We start from the raw sequence: 13,274 nt of genomic DNA, 5'->3' as shown, positions 1-13,274 counted from the left end.
ACCGCTCCTCAAAACTCATTGAATACAAGGAGGGAATCACCAGCCTGCATCCCGGCGGCATTCGGCTATCGCCCGCATCACTTCACGGGTCTCACCAACCGGCACTAAGGGCAGCGCCCCTCCAGCGAAATAATCCCAACACTTGGCAAAGAAATCGATTTCGGCGAAATCATGATTGCAGATGATTTTGGTTTTCCAGGGAATGGTTTCCCCACTTCCGTAGGCTCGGTTGGCCGCTGCCAACCCTTCTTGCGGGTTTAGGCGGGCGAGCTCACCCGGCTCGAAGTAGCGGAGCGTCCACTCCTGCCGTTCGGGGTCAAACACCGCCGCACCACAGCTACCGGCGATGTACCAGGGAGACACTCCTTGCGCACCGGCCATATTGATATCAAGATCCAGGATGACGCCGTTCACGGCCGTCATCACAATTTTGACGACATCATCCGCATCGCCCAGCGTCACCACCGCACGTAATTCACAGTTGATTTTCCTGAAATTTGACTGATTCAGATACAGCAACTGATCGATAAAATGAGCGCCGTAATTATTAAGCATCCCGCCGCCGTTTTTACGGAATGCCTGCCAGTCGGATTGCCGTTTAAAATCCACCACACTGTGCCGGATCAAATGAATGGTTCCGAGCATACCGCTTGAAAGAATGGCTTTGATGGCGGCCGCCTCTTGCGTCACCCTGTGCGGCTGGTACACCATCAGCTTGCGTCCAGATCGATGCATCGCCTCAATGATTTCATCCGTCTCACTCAGGGAAAGCGCCAAAGGCTTATCACAGAACACATCGCAGCCGTGCTCGAACGCCTGCAAAACCTGCTGCTTGTGAAATTGGGTCGGTGATGCCACCACGACCAGGTCCGGCATTAAGCGGGCATACAACTCATCACAGGAGGCGAAACAGGCACCCGGCCTGAACGTTTCCGCCGCTTCGCAGCGCCGTTCCTCAAGCGGGTCCATGACGGCGGCCAACGTGAACCCGGGATGACTGAGGATTTGAGGAATATGAAAGCGCCAGGCAATACGACCCAAGCCTAACACCGCCGTTTTAAGTACCGGGGTGGTGGTCATAGCAGCCCCATTGGGTTCGGATCGAATCGGATATCACAACCGTGACGGTCACACTGCACCTCCAGATCCCTATTCTTGAATTTGATCTTCCGCTCCACCCCATGCGGACCTTCGACCTGAATCCGTCCGGGTTCAGGCTGCAAAACCACATAGTGGGCTTCGGACTTGGTTGCCGCCAGCAACGTCCCCAGGCAATGGGTCTGCCCCACGTCCACACTCGGCAGATGAAACACCAGTTTTGCCAGCGGAAAAGAGGCGTAGGGATAGCTCCCATCCTCCAACACGCGCTTCCAGCAGGCTGACTGATCCGCCACTGTCTGTTCGGTACACCAGCCGGAAGCGCTGGTCACGTCCATAAAGACCCCCTTCTGATCCAAACGGAACCCATTCTTAATCCCACTGACCTGACCCAGCCCATTCCATTCCACGTGGGCTTTTTCGAGGCCAGCCTCCAGCGTGTGGATCCGATCCATTACCAGCACATAGCGTCCGGAAAGGATGAGGAGTGTGCGAAACCAGTTGACACCCCCGTATCCCAGCAACGCACTGGTGGCATGGAGCATCGGGCCTTTCCGGCCTTTCTGAAGCAAAGCGCCCATGGGCAACGCACGCACGATTTCCCCCGCCCGCTGCAGCACCAGCATGTTGTGATCAACAGGCCCCAGTTCCCGTGAATTGAACCTTTTACCCGCATGGGTAATACCCACCCGTTGCCCGTAGCCATTCGAGACCATCCAATGCCGGCCCAAATGATTGAGTCGTACGATCCCGTTACCCTCATGATGGGAATGCCCCACTTCACCACCCACACCCTCCAACAACACATACTGGTCTTCGCGATCCCATCCAGTGCGAAAGGCGAGTTTGTCAAAGGCCACGTTGCGAGGGAACCCCGGTGCCACCTCTTTCAGAAATGCGGGGTCGATTGGCATATACTCCCAGTCTCCCGACAGGGGCGGAGCCCCCACCTGCTTTATACGCAGTCCGGGAAAATCCAGGAATGAGTTGGGCACATAAGAGGGTTTCCGGGCAAACCCTTCCCCGGCAAACCAAGGGATGAGCCCATCCATCCTGGTGGCCAGTAATTTTGCCGACAGGGAATCCACCGGGTTCATATCAATGGCTGTATCCCCGTAGTCCACTTGGCGAAAGAAGTTGTCGGTCGCAATGATCTGCCGCTCTGTCATTGTCTCAAAACAACCTTTATCGAATAGTTCCAATCCACGCCCGGTGAATAAGGCATATAAGGCGGCGTGATCGAAAACAAACGGCTCATAAGACCTGGAATTCTCGCGTTGCTTGCTCCTCTTCCACAGTTTGCACTTGAAAACCGATTCAGTATACGCACGCCAATCCCGCACACACGGGAGGGTAAAGCGGCTGAAATAACTTGCCGCATACAAAAGAGAAATGGCTTTGAAGGTCGGGTGATTATGCCTCGATTGATCACGGGTATCGATCGGCCAGACTTTCATGGCATATTCATGAATAGAGCGGGTGCAGGAGAGCAGCAGATTGGTGAGGATCAGCCGGTCTTCATCATCAAAGATCGCATCATGTTCAAGACGGGCGTAATGCAGGATCAGCAGGCCCAGGCGAAAGTCCAAATCCGCTGGATAGCTGGCGCCGCCGGGCGTCTTCAGGTAGTAGTCAACCAGCCGGAATAACAGCTCCCGGAACAACTCCAAGGCGCGCCGGTCGGCGGAAAGCTGGTAATAACGCGCACAGTCGATGGCAATGTCTACGGGCATGACATTATAATAATTCTTTTCCCTGCCGCCACTGTCCAAGCCCATTGCCAGAAGGTCTGACAGCGCTTTGATCTCCCTGGGTAGTTCAACCGCCTGTCCCTGCAATTGAGGAAGCCGTTTTGGCAGACTGGCGGAAAAGTTTTCCCAGGACGGAAAGTGGGCAGACATCACTGTTCCCATGCCCACACGATGGATATGCCGCATGATCAAGTCATTGCCTTCAACGTCTATTCGTCCAAAAAGAAGTTGCAAAACGGCTGACCGGTGCACGGCAGGAGCGGCCAGCTGGACAATCGTGTTACCGGAAGCATGAAGGCCGCAATGGGTCGTGACCATCCATCCGTCATCGCCGGGCACGCTGGCATCCATGAAAAATGTCCGATAGCGCAACGCCAACGCCAGCGCCAGTTTATTTTGATGCGCCCCTCCGAACAGGATCAGGTGCTGCGTTTCAAGAAGTTCCGGTGTGGCATCACATTCATCGAGCAGAGAGAGCACCAGCCCATGGCGGGCGCCCAGTCCGGCCACCCATTCCCCCGCCATCGCCCAGAGATCCGCCTCCTTACGCGGAGCAATCACCACCGCGGCGGGGTGGCCGTTACGGGCAAGGAGTAGATCCGGACGCCGGGGAAGAGGCCCCTCGATGTCGAACGACGGAAAGGTGAACAGTCCCCACGGTGGACGATAGAGCTGTTCGGCAACCGCTTTCTTCAAACCCGCCACCCCACCGTATTTTAGCGCTTCGCATTGAACCATATCCAACTCAATCACATTCGGTTTACGCCAGCCATACCCTTCTTCTTCGATGTGTTGACGGAATTCATACCCATGCTTGATTAATACTTCATGCAAATTCATATAGTTCCTCAACCATTACAAATTCTTCGCCATGGCCCGTGCGGCCTTGATGCCTTCCAGCGCACACCGATCGGCCGTCTCCACGCCGCGCAACAGATTTCCCGCCACAAACACTCCACGTACAGATGACTGGTAATTGACATCGATCTCCGGGCCATGTGTAACCGGATTGATCGTCAATCCACCTAGCCGCGCCAGTTCATTTTCAGGAATCCAATTTCCGGTAAAAATGACCGTGTCACATTCCACGGGGAAGACTTCCGGCGCCTGATCTAATCCCAATAAGCCGCCGGCTACTTTCTTTGGGGAACCCGGAAGTCTGGTGCGGGTCAACTCAATTCCTTCAACGCATTTATTCCCGAAAATATTGGATATTCGCACGTTTGTAACAACCGGTGTGCGCATCAGGATATCGGCCAACGCCCACTTCATGGCCACATAGGGAAATTCAATCTGATGCCGGGGCTCTTCCGTGGTCATCATCACGCATTCCACTCCGGCATGCCAGAGTGTCATCAGGGCTGAAAGGCTCACCAACTCCGCCCCGATGATCACCGCCCGTTTACCCACCGGCAGGTGCTCCTGATAGATAAAGCGCTGCAATGAACCCGTTGTAAACACCCCCTGGGCAGGGCGCGTCCCGGGAATCAGTCTCGCCGCACGCGGTCTCTCGCGCACCCCGGTAGCAAGCAGAATTGCGCCCGCTTCAATTTCACCCAACCCACCTGGCGAGGTATACGTCAGGGTCGAGGAATTCTTCCACCCCGTGATGGTCGTGGCGGTCTGCAGGTTCACGCCCATCGTTTGGGCCATTTCGCGATAATGCCGGGCATAACGCGGCCCGGAATACAGGCGCCAGAGGTCCGCACGGCCGAAGCCTGTATGGTCACAAAAACGAGGCATGCCTCCGCCCTCCGGCTCACGATCGACCACGAGCACATCGTCCACGCCCAACTTCTTCAGCTCAATCGCCGCCGCAATCCCTGCCGGCCCCGCACCAACAATCAGGATCTTTTTATGCTGAACGGATGGGACCGGCTTTTCAAGATGTTCCGGCTGGTCCGCTTTACACTGACATCCCGGCGCTGCGCCGGACTCCAGCGTTTTCACCAGGGCGGCATGGCAGTTAAACCCCTGACAGCGTCCCTGTGAAGCACGGGTGCGTCTCCGCAACCCATCCAGATGGGTCGCGGGGATGGTGGCATTTTGCGCATCCGTCAACTCACCCCGCGACACTCGTTCACAATGACAGACCATTTCCGCATAGTGCGGATTCTGCCCGATCATCACGGCATCCTGATGCGGCCTGATATCCGCCTGCCCGATGGAGGGCATTTTCACAAGCTTAAACTCAGCCTTCAAATGAAGATCCAAACCCGCATTCCGCAACAACTCTGCCGCATATTCCGCAATTCCCATGGCCGCCGAAATGCCGGTCGACCGGATCCCCCCCACGCACAAGTATCTTTGAGCGGCATGCATCTCGATCTGATAATCACTATGCTCGGTCGCCGCGCGCAAGCCCGAGTAGGTGGTAGTGACTTCTTCATCCAGCAATTGCGGCAAAATCTCCCGCCCTTTACCCAACAGCATATTCAACCCATCGGCCGTAGTGTGTGTGGCCGTTTTATCCGGCAGGTCTTCTGCGGTCGGGCCCAGCAGGATGTTCCCATAGACCGTAGGACTGATCAGGACCCCTTTGGTCTTGGAGGTCGGCACAGGTAAAAGGACATGATTGACCAGAGATCGAGCCAATTTGTCATAGACAATCAACTGTCCCCGCCGTGGTGTGACCGTGAATTGATGATGGCCGAAACACGCGTTGACGTCGTCTGAATACAAGCCCGCCGCATTCACCACATAACGGGCACGAATCTTGCCATCCAACAGGTGCACCTCCCCTTCCGGTGCGATGGCTTTCACCGTGTGATTCAAAATCAACTCGACGCCGTTCAACACCGCTTGGGTGGCGAGCGCCAGCGGGACGGTAAAGGTGCAGAGAATCCCCTCCCCGGGAACCAGCAACCCACCCAAAGCGCCCTTATTGATGTGCGGCTCACGTTTGGAAATTTCTTCCGGCGAAATAATTTCCACATCCACCACACCGTTTTCATGGGCTTTTTTACGCAACGCCGGTAACGAGTCCAGTTGCTCCTGATTCCAGGCAATCAGAATGGCCCCGAGTCGTTCATGTGCGACCTTCGCCCCGGGCATGAAGGTATCCATCAACGCATAACTCCGCCGCATCAGCGTGGCTTCCAACGTCCCCGGCTTGGCATCAAACCCGGTATGCCAGATCGCCGTGCTCGCCTTCGAGGTTCCCATCCCCACATCCGAGGCGGACTCCACCAGGGCCACCTTGAGGTCATAGCGCGAAAGCTCCCTCGCAATTGCCGACCCAACCACGCCCGCCCCAATTACTGCAACATCGAATATTTGTGTCATATTAATTCCCTGTTATCACCCATGAAACGTTTTTACGGCCTCCAGCGCCTTATTCCACTGCGCCAGTTTCCGTTTCTTTTCACTGATCATCATCTTCGGCCTATACACCGTTTCGAATTTCCACTTTGCCGATAACTCTTTAAGTGAGGTTCCAAAGGCCGAAACCCCCGCGAGATTGGCAATGCCAATGGCCGTCGCCTCGATTGCCGACGAAACCTGCACTTCGAGATTCAATAGATCCGCGATCATCTGCATCAGATAGGGATTCCCCGATGGGCCGCCATCCACTTTTAAGTGGGGGGGCGATTGCCCTAAATCCTGTGACATCGCCGTCACCACCTCATAGACCCGGCACGCAATCCCATCCAGGGTGGCACGGACAATATCCTCTGCACTCGTACTGCGATTCAACCCGAACATTGCCCCGCGCACATCCGTCCGCCAGTGCGGGGCGGCAAGCCCTTGCAACGCCGGGACCACCACCACGCCGCCATCCTTCGAACGATTGGCGGCGTCATGACTCGCCGCCACATCTGAGATCAAATTCAAATTATCCCGGAGCCACTGCACCGCCGAACCGGTAACGAATATCCCCCCATCGAACGCATAGGTGGTTTGCCCGTTAAAGCTCCACCCCACCGTGGTCAGCAGGCCATTGTTTGACAGGCGGGGCTGGTCGCCGATATTCATCAACAAGAAGCTGCCGGTGCCAAAGGAACACTTCATTTCTCCCGCCTTGAAACAGGCCTGCCCGAATAACGCCGCTTGCTGATCGACCAGCAAGGCATGAAGCGACAGCCCTTTCCCTCCAAAATCAACCTCCCCGATATAGCCGGCCGAGGGCTTTACCTGAGGGAGCATGCAGCGAGGGATATCAAAAAAAGCAAGCAGCTCCTCGTCCCATTCAAGTGTGTTCACATCAAATAACAAGGTGCGCGACGCCGTAGACGGATCGGTGACATGCAGTCGGCCCCGGGTTAATGTCCAGATCACCCAGGTCTCCGTGGTGCCAAACCTCAATTTGCCTTCATGCGCCTGCTTGCGGATTTCAGGATAGTGTTCAAAGACCCACTTGAGTTTAGGCGCAGAGAAATAGCTATCAAGCAGGAGTCCGGTTTTATGGCGCAGCCAACCCGGATCAATGCGTGAAGCAAGCGCTTTACAAACCGACTCGCCTCGCTTGTCCTGCCAAACTATGGCCGGAATCACGGATTCGCCCGTATCCTTATTCCATACCACAAAAGTCTCGCCCTGGTTATCAAACCCCTCGGCCGAAATCTCATACTTCCCGATCAATGGCGCGCAGGCTTCTTTCACCGTGCGAACAATGTCACCGGGCTCCTGCTCCACCCATCCGGCCTGAGGGAAGCGCGCCGGTAATGGCACGGAATGCTTCTCAATCAGTTCACCGCATTCATTCACAACCACTGCCGTTGTTTGAGTGGTGCCCTGATCGATGCCGAGCAGATATTTCATAGACTTCTCCCCTTGCCCGCCACTGTCCCGAAAATTGCCGCACGAGTCATATGGCATCCGGATACATCACCGCATAAATCGCATCCTTGTATTTCCGATAGCCGGCCTTCGTGGGGTGCAAGCCGTCTGTAAAATCGCCCGGCAGGGCCAGAATGGGCTTCCCGTCAATATAGGTCGTAAAGGCCCGTGGCCCGCACAGCCCCCGGATCGCCTCGCGGTATTCATCCAGGAGCGGTCCCCCATCCCCTCTGGCCAGGGGGGATACACAATAGACTTGTATTCCGGCATCTGCGGCATGGACCGCGTCAAGCAGGTTGGCGTACCAGGTCTTAAAGGTGGCCGCCGGGGTTTTGTCGATGCCCTTATCATTCGTGCCGATCATGAGCACCAGACTTTTCCGACCCGTCACATTGGCAAAATACGTTTTAAAATGCTGTACCGTGGTGCTGACCTTTTCATCATCGGAGGCAAACGAAAACAACCGCGCCCACCCCCAGCCGTGCACCGCGACCTGCCTGCTGTTTTCCAGCCGGAACAGCATCGGCACCGAGTACAGTTGCGGCTCCCCGGAAGTGCCGCCCCCAAGGATGGAATCTCCGAGAAAAACAATTTTTTCCTGTACCGGCGCAATCGGTGTTTTTTCGAAAGTCTCATCTACATAGAGTCCGGTAAGAAAGGTGCCCTCAACGTCCCCCTGGTCTCTTGGCCGACCATTAAGGCCTTCCACCACCGTGATGGCTTTATGTCCCGGTGGCAGTTGCACCAGATACTGGGCGACTCCGCCATTTTTTATGGTTACCTTTTGATAAAATGCATGGTTGACGAAAACATAAACCGCGCCAAATTCCGGCCACCGGCAGGCCATGCTGGAATACGCCTCGATCACCATCTGCGTCCCGGCATACATGAACTGAAACTCACCCAGTTCATTCCGGATCTTATAGTCAGCATAAGGCAGGTGTTTTTCGGCCATGACCACCGAGTTGTTTAACTCCCCGTCATAGCGGTTTTTAAGGATAAGGCTATATTTCTGTTTCTGACCGGAAACGTCCTGCGGCGGCGCCAAAGCGGCTGATGCGGTCGCGGACGTCTTTTCCTGAAGTAATTCGCCAGCAACCACCGAGATCGCGCCCAGCACCAAAGTAATAGCAATAATCTTTATCATCATCCTGATCTTCCTATTAATGTAATAGCGATTAGCGACATTCATAGTCACGAAGACAGCACCCGATTCATAAACCGCCGCACATCATCCTGAAACAGCAACTTGTGGGGTTCGATATCCCCCCCATCAGCGCCAACTTCCATCATGGTGTGGTCGAGCCCGCGTGCTTCAAGATAACTCAGGTCACACCCTGCCGCCGTCAAGGCGCTTGCCATCGCGCGCGACTGCGCAATCGGAACCTGGATATCGGCCGTGCCATGCGCCATCCATACGGGAGGCATAAGGGCATGGATATGACAAATCGGGGAGCCTGCCCGATACAATTCCTGCCTGGATTCCGGCGGGCCCCCAAGGAAATTCTCCACCAATTTCGAGCCACGCGCGTTATCCGCGGCATATTGGGCTGGCAAATCCATAATCCCACAATAGTTAACCACGCCACGGATGCCGGGCATCGGCCGGTTTTCCTTCATTGCGCGAGTTGCCAGTAACATGGCCAGATGCGCGCCCGCCGAAGCCCCGAACAAGACGCACCGCTCAGGGTCCAACCCCCGCGAAGCTCCATTGTCACGGAGCCAGGCGAGCAAATGCACGAGATCATCATAGGCACAAGGAAACGGGAACTCGGGGCAGAGCCGATACGTTGCCAGCACCAACGAAAACCCGAGTCGTTCGACAAGCGGCCCCAGGCGCCCATCGCCATAGGCGGTTTGATCGCCAGCGGACCACCCACCCCCGTGAATCCCCAGCACATAGGGACGGGGTGTGAAGGGATCGGCACCGTAAACATGTATGCCCCCCCGCTCCCCGATGGCCGGATTCGTCTGGATGACCTGGGGTGGGGGCGCATCGTTCGTGCTTTGTGTCATGCTAGGCTACTCCTTGATATCAGAGGGAAGCGGGTCATACGGGGCATGCGGCACTTTGGGCACACGCATGCCGCCGGTCAGATACATGGAAGGCGTCTCACGGCAGTCGAAGCGCATGACTGCACACACGGGATCCGGTGATGCTTCCGGCAGGCCCGTGACCACTACCTTGCCGTTTTCCTGCGTGAATTGGCAGGCCCGCTTTCCCGCTGCGCTCAGCAGCCAGACGGCTTCGACGCGGGTATCCAACCCGGCTACAATCAGCTCCGGGCCGGGCCAATACCGCACCAGCTGATACATCGAACGCCCCTTCAGGGTGAAGGGACCGTTCAATGACCAGTCCGCCTTGTGATCTCCGCGGACCTCCAGATCCCAGGTGAACCGGTCGGTATCGAAAATGCACTCCCCGCAACGGCTCAACCACTCCCCAACCGCCTTCACGATCTTAACGGACTCCTCCGGTATGGTCCCATCACCACGGGGGCCGATGTTGAGTAGGAGGTTCCCCTGGGCCGCCGCCGCCTTGTGCAACAAGCCAACCACATCATTCGGACTTTTCCAAAGGTGATCCCCGCGGTGGTAGCCCCAGTGGTTGTTGAGCGTCATGCAGGCTTCCCACGGACGCCAAGGCGTGGGGGCCGTCATGTGGCCTTCGGGGGTCGAGAAATCACCATCTCCGCCATGCCTGCCGTTAATCAGAATGTTCGGCTGAATACGGCGGACCATGGCATCTAACTCCTTCGCACGCCAGCCTTCGCCGCGGAACGGCCACCAGCCGTCATACCACAGAACATCAATCGGGTTGTACCGCGTCACCAGTTCGCGGACCCGGGCGAAGGTGTTATCAAGAAACTCGCGCCGGGCGTCTTCATTTTCCAGGGCATCCACGGAATCCGGTTTATCAAACCAATTATTCAAGGAGTGATAGAGAGCGATCCGCAAGCCCCGCTTCCGCGCCGCCTCCACGAACTCTTGCACCAGGTCCCGGCCACAATAGTGCTTGGAATTGAAGTCCGACAACTCCGTGTCGTAGAGCCGGAAACCATCGTGGTGCATGGTGGTGAGATTCACGTAACGCATCCCGCCCGCCACGGCCAGGTCGCACAACGCATCCGCATCGAAATTCACGGGGTTGAACCTGGCCGCCTGTGCCCGCATCTCAGAATGACTGATGCGTTCCTTGTTCATCACCCATTCGCCGCGACCCAGCTCACTATACAGGCCATAGTGAATGAACATGCCGTAGCGTGCTTTGACAAACCAATCCATCTTTTCCTTCGACTCACTCATAGGTGCCCCTTTCTTAATATCCTTCGTACCACACCGGCTCGATATCGCGGGCGATACTTTCCGAAACATAGACATCGGTACGAACTGTTTGCAGGATCGAGGCCGGAACGCGCGGGGTCACGGGCCCATGCAGGATCAGCCGCGAGATGAAGCGCTGCCACGAGACGCGTGTCCCCTGGGTAGCCAAGCTGTGGAACTCCATGCGGTGTTTGGCCGAGAGCACTTCCAGCGGGCCGATCGTCGCCGCCTTGGGCGGGACGTTGGCCATGTCGCCGCTGTAGCCAAAGGAGGCGTGCAGCGAGTTCTGGGCGATCGTGAACGGGCTGAGCGTTACCACCCGGGCCCCCATCTGCTTCCACTCGTCAAGCGAGGCGGCCGCAAACTCGGGCGCATCGGGCTCAATAAACGCGATGTGTCCGTTCCAGCCCGGCCCGCTATAACAGACGTCGCAGCCACCGACGTCGGCGATCATTTTCTGGTAGTGATGGATATTGGCGTTGGTGGGCCCCACCATTTGCGATTCCGGCGGGCGGATCGCGGGATCCAACTCATTATAGAAGTATTTCTTGAACGCGTGCATGAACCCCTGCGGGTAGGACTCGGGGGCAATGGTTCCATCCTGATCAGCCCACTCATCCATGATGAACACATGCAACCTGCGGCAATCAACCTGGCAGGCGTTCAGGGACCATGCCAGTTGACGGTAGCCCGGATTAGGGTTGCCCATAATCAACACGATGGGGCGACCGGCCAACCCTGCCTCCTGAATGCGGCGGAATCGATCAAAGTTGCCAATCCAACCGGCCATCGCATCCGATATGATCTTAATTTTGAAATCCGGATTCGGGTGCTTATCCAGCTCCGCGCGGGGAATACGGCGCACCCGGTCACAAACGGCTTTGTCGCCAAACGGAACCCACTTCGACGGTTCAAATGTAAAGGGTTTACTCATGACTTCCTCCTCTGCTGACGCGGCTTGCTGTCCTTGCCGAAGAACTGCGGCAACCATTGGCGGTTCGCCTCCAACATTTCATTCATCATCTTTTCCATCTGCCGGAAATCCCCGATGGACCCGCAAAGGGGATCATTCAGCATCACCTGATGAACCAGACTGCGGTCACCTGTGATAGCGGCCTCCACTGTCATTTCCTGGTTCGTGGCATGGCGCTCGATCTGTGTGAGGATGGCTGGCGGAACATCGCCCACGGGCAGCCCGTAAGCGTGATCGCGGCTGATGATCCCCATGGTCTCAATCACCACATCACGAGCAATGCCCGGCACCTGGCCAGCATTGGGAATATTGATGACATCCTTCCATTCCCCCTGCCCATCCAACGCGGCGATCACTTTCGAGGCGGATTCCCTGGAAACCGTCGCCTCAATCTTGATTTCACCACTGGTAATCCCGGCCACTCTTTTTTTCCAGGAAGGAGTGTGGCTGTTGCGCCGTTCTTCCATGGTCGTCAACTTGACGCCCATCGCAGCCCCCTTGCGCATCTTGGCGGTGCAGAAGTATGGAAAGAACTCCACCAGATGTCGGTCTTCGGCGGCGGGGAGCGCCTTATAGGCCTGGAACAAGGCGAACTTCACCTGATTAGATCCCATCATCGTGTGATCAAGGGCGGTCCCGGGGGCCGGGCTATCGGACGGAAGCTTTCCATCACGCAAGGCCTGCTGGAGCACCGGGAACGCATCTTTACCAAGGTAACGCAGGCGGATGATCCAGGGCAGATGATTAACCCCGACGCTCACGCAGTCAAAGTCCTTGCGCCAATCATTGCAGCCGAGCATTTTTTGCAGCTTGGCCAGGGTGCCATAAAGCTCATGACACAGGCCTATGCATCGGATTTTGGTCTCGCGTCCAACACAGCGCGTCAACGTTGACATGGGATTGGTAATATTAAGCAACCAGGCCTCAGGACAATATTTCTCCATCTGTTTGGCAATATTGACAACCACCGGAATGTTCCGGAGCGAACGGGAGATACCACCGGGTCCGACAGTGTCCCCCACCGGTTGGTAAATGCCATACTTGTAGGGGATCTTCAGGTCATGTTCCATGGCGTCATAGCCACCCGTCGTCAGCGTCATAATGGCATAATTCGTGCCACGCAGGGCCTTAGCCAGATCGGTAGTGGCGCTGAGTTTGAATTGCTTGGTCTTGCCAAGTTGCACGAGGATGGCCTGACAGCAGCGGTGCAGGTCGTTGAGGTGAGTCGGATTGATATCTTCCAGACAAATTTCGCTGCCTTCAAGTCCCTCCGTGCAAACAAGGTCGCGGAAAAACGTTGGGGTCCAACAATACGAGCCACCGCCAATAATCGTAATCTTCATGCTTAC

Annotated in this window: 9 protein-coding genes; all 9 read right to left on the bottom strand. The window is 56.3% G+C overall.

Annotated features, from left to right (window positions below; all coding sequences use genetic code 11):
* Positions 1-36: 36 nt before the first annotated feature.
* Genes WCS52_04215 through WCS52_04175 form a run of 9 tightly spaced genes read right to left on the bottom strand, consistent with a single transcriptional unit; the run spans position 37 to position 13,268 of the window.
* Complete coding sequence (locus WCS52_04215; protein ID MEI6166377.1) at positions 37-1,080, bottom strand: Gfo/Idh/MocA family oxidoreductase; 1,044 nt, start codon at positions 1,078-1,080, stop codon at positions 37-39.
* Complete coding sequence (locus WCS52_04210) at positions 1,077-3,689, bottom strand: hypothetical protein (GenBank protein ID MEI6166376.1); 2,613 nt, start codon at positions 3,687-3,689, stop codon at positions 1,077-1,079. The genes WCS52_04215 and WCS52_04210 overlap by 4 nt, the downstream gene beginning before the upstream one ends.
* 15 nt (positions 3,690-3,704) lie before the next feature.
* Complete coding sequence (locus WCS52_04205; GenBank protein MEI6166375.1) at positions 3,705-6,134, bottom strand: FAD-dependent oxidoreductase; 2,430 nt, start codon at positions 6,132-6,134, stop codon at positions 3,705-3,707.
* 15 nt (positions 6,135-6,149) lie between these two features.
* Positions 6,150-7,610 carry a glycerol kinase GlpK gene (glpK, locus tag WCS52_04200; protein ID MEI6166374.1) on the bottom strand — a complete coding sequence of 487 codons (1,461 nt, stop codon included), beginning with the start codon at positions 7,608-7,610 and terminating at the stop codon, positions 6,150-6,152.
* Positions 7,611-7,656: 46 nt separating this feature from the next.
* Complete coding sequence (locus WCS52_04195) at positions 7,657-8,778, bottom strand: SGNH/GDSL hydrolase family protein (GenBank protein ID MEI6166373.1); 1,122 nt, start codon at positions 8,776-8,778, stop codon at positions 7,657-7,659.
* 44 nt (positions 8,779-8,822) lie between these two features.
* Entirely contained in the window at positions 8,823-9,644 is an 822-nt protein-coding gene (locus WCS52_04190; GenBank protein ID MEI6166372.1) for an alpha/beta hydrolase fold domain-containing protein, read from the bottom strand.
* A gap of 6 nt (positions 9,645-9,650) precedes the next feature.
* Positions 9,651-10,934: an alpha-L-fucosidase gene (locus tag WCS52_04185; protein ID MEI6166371.1), complete on the bottom strand. Its 1,284-nt coding sequence runs from the start codon at positions 10,932-10,934 to the stop codon at positions 9,651-9,653.
* Positions 10,935-10,947: 13 nt separating this feature from the next.
* Positions 10,948-11,886, bottom strand: a complete 939-nt coding sequence (locus WCS52_04180) for a hypothetical protein (protein ID MEI6166370.1) — start codon at positions 11,884-11,886, stop codon at positions 10,948-10,950.
* Positions 11,883-13,268: a hypothetical protein gene (locus WCS52_04175; GenBank protein MEI6166369.1), complete on the bottom strand. Its 1,386-nt coding sequence runs from the start codon at positions 13,266-13,268 to the stop codon at positions 11,883-11,885. Before WCS52_04175 ends, WCS52_04180 begins: the two co-directional genes overlap by 4 nt.
* Positions 13,269-13,274: the final 6 nt, after the last annotated feature.

This window comes from bacterium, assembly GCA_037128595.1.
In the GTDB taxonomy this organism is placed as follows: domain Bacteria; phylum Verrucomicrobiota; class Kiritimatiellia; order CAIKKV01; family CAITUY01; genus JAABPW01.
The sequence above is the reverse complement of the archived record's forward strand: the minus strand, read 5'-3'. Positions and strand labels throughout refer to the sequence as shown.

What these genes read in the sequence shown, in the direction of transcription:
- WCS52_04205 (MEI6166375.1), bottom strand. Translation starts at nt 6,134, where the DNA reads ATGACACAAATATTCGATGTTGCAGTAATTGGGGCGGGCGTGGTTGGG.
- glpK (MEI6166374.1), bottom strand. Translation starts at nt 7,610, where the DNA reads ATGAAATATCTGCTCGGCATCGATCAGGGCACCACTCAAACAACGGCA.
- WCS52_04175 (MEI6166369.1), bottom strand. Translation starts at nt 13,268, where the DNA reads ATGAAGATTACGATTATTGGCGGTGGCTCGTATTGTTGGACCCCAACG.
- WCS52_04180 (MEI6166370.1), bottom strand. Translation starts at nt 11,886, where the DNA reads ATGAGTAAACCCTTTACATTTGAACCGTCGAAGTGGGTTCCGTTTGGC.
- WCS52_04210 (MEI6166376.1), bottom strand. Translation starts at nt 3,689, where the DNA reads ATGAATTTGCATGAAGTATTAATCAAGCATGGGTATGAATTCCGTCAA.
- WCS52_04215 (MEI6166377.1), bottom strand. Translation starts at nt 1,080, where the DNA reads ATGACCACCACCCCGGTACTTAAAACGGCGGTGTTAGGCTTGGGTCGT.
- WCS52_04195 (MEI6166373.1), bottom strand. Translation starts at nt 8,778, where the DNA reads ATGATGATAAAGATTATTGCTATTACTTTGGTGCTGGGCGCGATCTCG.
- WCS52_04190 (MEI6166372.1), bottom strand. Translation starts at nt 9,644, where the DNA reads ATGACACAAAGCACGAACGATGCGCCCCCACCCCAGGTCATCCAGACG.
- WCS52_04185 (MEI6166371.1), bottom strand. Translation starts at nt 10,934, where the DNA reads ATGAGTGAGTCGAAGGAAAAGATGGATTGGTTTGTCAAAGCACGCTAC.